This window comes from Pedobacter sp. 01T416_2 (genome assembly GCF_056398925.1).
In genome coordinates this window covers 1-3,902 of the sequence record NZ_JBFTQI010000573.1, presented here as the reverse complement: position 1 = coordinate 3,902, position 3,902 = coordinate 1, and the positions used below count along the sequence as shown (strand labels likewise).

Below are 3,902 nucleotides of genomic sequence, written 5' to 3'. Positions count from 1 at the left end.
ATCATAACCCTGCTTTTCCATTTTTTAATCTGGTTTTCCTTAATTCTTGCATCTCTTAAATTATCAAAAATCCCGAACCAGACAATAAACCAATCACCAGTATGCCCGGTAAAACCTGAATGATTTGTATTGTGCTTCTTTAACTGTTAGGTTAACAGTAGAACCGATATAATGTTTATCGCGCGTTTTGGAATATAGAATATAGGTGTAAAACATCTTTAACAACTGTTTAATTATTTTGGGATGTCTATTGCTTTTAGAAATCTTAATAGGAAAGTGATTTCTATATGAATTAAAAGCCGTCTAATTTTACTAAAGGCTTAGCGGGAAATGATCCCGATCCCAATCGGGACGCCCCTTCGGTGTAAACGAGGTGCTCTGAGCCAGCTTCAATAAATATCAAACAAAAAAGTCCTTCAGTAAAACTGAAGGACTTGAGTGGGAAATGAGGGGTTCGAACCCCCGACCCCCTCGGTGTAAACGAGGTGCTCTGAACCAGCTGAGCTAATTTCCCTTTTATAATTTTGTCAAACTTAATGTCCCATCCTCCGTTTGGGAATGCAAATATAGTGCTATAAAACTGTTCTGCAAATCTTTTTTTCTTTTTTTTCAACTTAACAAAGTTTCCAGGATTTTATGCGATTGTACCACTCCGAACGACGCCGTATGTAAGGTATAGAAAACCAATATCTTATCTAACAGAAATCGTCGCTGTGTATTGCTCATTTTTATTTCAGAAATTTTTTCAAGTGGCGTATGAAAAAGCGAAATAAACCCGATGGCATCTTCCAATTGCAGGTAATTAGAATGGATTGGCAGTCTGGAAGTAAACTCGCCCTCTTGCAGATCGAAATAAACCTGGTCGTTTCGCCTTTTCTCATTAGGCGAGAAACCCAGAAAACGGGTAAGTTTTAATAAAAATGACAAATGAAAATTGGGATTGATCTCTTCAATTTCATCAAACCAGGCAATCGAATTAAAAATATAATCGAATAAACTCTCATCAGCTGATTGTTGCCTGATGCTTTTATATAGCACCTCATTTAAAAAAATAACGATACTGGTTTTAATCATATCGTAAGGAATGCTTTTAAAAACAGGTGTTTGCCGAACTTCAGATACCCTTTGAATATTGGTATTTGATTTATGATAAACCACCATATCCAACAAATGGAGCGATTGCAGCATGTTCATCTTAATCTTCGCTTTTGGCTTTTTAACACCATTAATTAGATAAGACTGCATGCCGAATTTATCAGTAAGCACCTGCACTACTACACTGCTTTCACTGTAATTGGTGGTCTTTAAAACAATGCCCCTAACTTTGTGCAACATCCGATTAAAACAATTTTTTCAAAAGTATGTTATTTGTGCAAATTTAATTGTGCAAAAAGTAATCACGTTTTACAAATAAGATTAGTTTTGCCGTTAATATTATTATTAAACTAAGCTGCACATGTGGGTTAAGCTATCGAGATTTATTCTTCAGAACCGTATCGCAATCATCGTATTTTTTTTATTAGGCACAATTTTCATGGCTTATCAGGCCAAAAATGTAAAACTCTCTTATACAGGGAGCAAAATCCTGCCCGTTACCGATAGTGCTTTTGTAAAATATAATGCCTTTAAAAAGACCTTTGGCGAAGATGGAAGTGTAATGGTGGTGGGAATACAATCGCCTGATATTTTTAAAAAAGAAGTTTACAACCAATGGGTCCAGCTTTCTAACGATATTCAGAAATTAAAAGGCATTAAGCAGGTTTTATCATCAGGAAGGATTTTTCAACTGGAAAAAGATACTGTAAACCAAAAATTTGTTTTAAAGCCGCTTCCTGGCGGTTTGGTTAAAACTGATGCTGAGATGGATTCGATCAAGAATACCATTTATAGCAATCCTTTTTTCGAAGGACTGGTTTACAACCGTCAGAATGCTACCTTAATGGCCATTACTTTTGATACCAAAATCTTAAATACTGCTGAGCGTAACCCTATTTTAAAAGAAATTGAAGCAAAAGCCAAAGCTTTCCAGGCCACAACAAAGATACAGGTGCATATTTCTGGCTTGCCTTATATCCGTACCGCGGTAAGTAAATTGGTAAGTAACGAATTCGTATTGTTTTTGGGCTTATCTATCTTGGTTTCTGCGCTAATCTTATTGTTTTTCTTCAAGAAATTTTATGCCGTATTCTTCCCTATTTTAGTGGTTGTGATGGGTGTTATCTGGAGTATAGGCACATTGGTACTATTTGGTTTCGAACTTACTATTTTAACAGGGCTGATTCCGCCGCTTATTGTAATTATTGGTATTCCAAACAGTATTTTATTGTTAAACAAATACCAGAATGAACTTAGAAAAGACGGCGATAAACAGCGTGCCTTAAGCGTAACCATAGAAAGAATTGCCATTACCACCCTAATTGCGAACATTACCGCAGCCATTGGATTTGGCGTATTGTATTTTACAGGAAGTGAGCTATTGATGCAATTTGGCAGTGTAGCCTCTATAAACGTAATGATTACCTGGTTAATGTGTTTATGTCTAATCCCAATTATCTTCAGTTATTTGCCAGCGCCTAAACTTAAGGCACAAAACCATGTTGAAGAAGGTTTTTTGCATAAATTATTAGTCAAAACCGATACACTGGTGCAGCACAAAAGTGGATTGATCTATATCGGAACGATTATCATATCCATCATTGCCTTTATCGGTGTGATGAAAATCAATGTTAATGGTTATGTAGTTGATGACCTGCCTAAAAACTCGGAGATTTTAACGGATTTAAAGTTCTTTGAGAAAAATTTTGAAGGTATTTTACCCTTAGAAGTAAGCGTAGATACGAAGAAAAAGAACGGCGTTTTCAATTTAACCAATCTGAAAAGAATGGAAAAACTGGAAAAAATGATTTCTTCCTATCCGGAGTTTTCGCGTTCCATTTCAGTAAATATGGGTTTAAAGTATGCCACCCAAGCATTTTACAATAACGATTCTACCTTTTTCCGCTTGCCAGATAATTTAGAAAAGAACTTTATCCTGGCCTACATCGCCAATGGTGGCAAAGGAAATGCAAGTTTGTTAACCAACTTTATCAGCAAGGGTAATCAAAGTACAAGGATCAGTTTTCAAATGGCTGATGTTGGCTCAAAACGTTTAGACGCCATTATGGCCAAATTAAAACCGCGGATCGACAGTATTTTGCCTCCATCTAAATTTGATGTAGAACTTACGGGATCGAGCATTATCTTTTCTAAAGGGACGGATTATATGTTAAAACATTTGGTTGAAAGTATAGCTCTCGCCATCGTATTGATCTCTCTTTTAAGGCTGATGCAGTTTAAGAGTTTAGGCATCATGTTTATTTCGCTGTTGCCCAACATTGTTCCACTAATTATTACCGCAGGGATTATGGGTTATTTTGGAATTTCCTTAAAACCTTCTACCATATTAATTTTTACCATCGCCTTTGGTTTAGCATCCGATCAGACCATTTATTTCTTAACCCGTTACCAACAGGAATTAAATCTGACCAATTTCAGCGTACCAAAAGTAATTACTGATACCATTACCGAAACAGGCGTGAGCATGACGCACATCGCTTTAATTTTATTCTTTGGCTTCGGAATTTTTACGGCATCTACTTTCGGAGGAACGGTAGTACTTGGCTTGCTCCTATCCATAACCTTATTGGTGGCTTTAATTTTCAATTTAACTTTATTACCCGCGCTGGTATTATGGCTAGATAAAAAGAAAGTAAGAAAGCTGGTATCTGATGAAGAATCGGCTAAAAATGCCGGTGAGTTTGACCATTAATTGAGTTTGGAGTTTTCAGTTAGCGGTTACAGAATAGATATCATTCATAGCCTTGGGTTTAAACCCAAGGCTATTTTTATAAAATCACCAAGCC

The 3,902-nt window shown here is 36.3% G+C and carries 2 protein-coding genes and 1 tRNA gene; 1 reads left to right on the top strand and 2 read right to left on the bottom strand.

Translation table 11 applies throughout. The features are described 5' to 3' along the window. Positions 1 to 439: 439 nt before the first annotated feature. A tRNA-Val gene (locus tag AC1DPQ_RS20505) sits at positions 440 to 514 on the bottom strand. 95 nt (positions 515 to 609) lie between these two features. Beyond that, on the bottom strand, positions 610 to 1,335 hold the full coding sequence (gene recO / locus AC1DPQ_RS20500) for a DNA repair protein RecO (RefSeq protein WP_477610711.1): 726 nt from the start codon (positions 1,333 to 1,335) through the stop codon (positions 610 to 612). A gap of 121 nt (positions 1,336 to 1,456) precedes the next feature. Between recO and AC1DPQ_RS20495 the strand changes: the two genes are divergently transcribed. Next, entirely contained in the window at positions 1,457 to 3,808 is a 2,352-nt protein-coding gene (locus AC1DPQ_RS20495) for an efflux RND transporter permease subunit (protein ID WP_477610710.1), read from the top strand. Positions 3,809 to 3,902 lie beyond the last annotated feature (94 nt).

Coding starts and splice junctions, on each gene's coding strand:
- recO (WP_477610711.1), bottom strand. CDS start 1,335: ATGTTGCACAAAGTTAGGGGCATTGTTTTAAAGACCACCAATTACAGT.
- AC1DPQ_RS20495 (WP_477610710.1), top strand. CDS start 1,457: ATGTGGGTTAAGCTATCGAGATTTATTCTTCAGAACCGTATCGCAATC.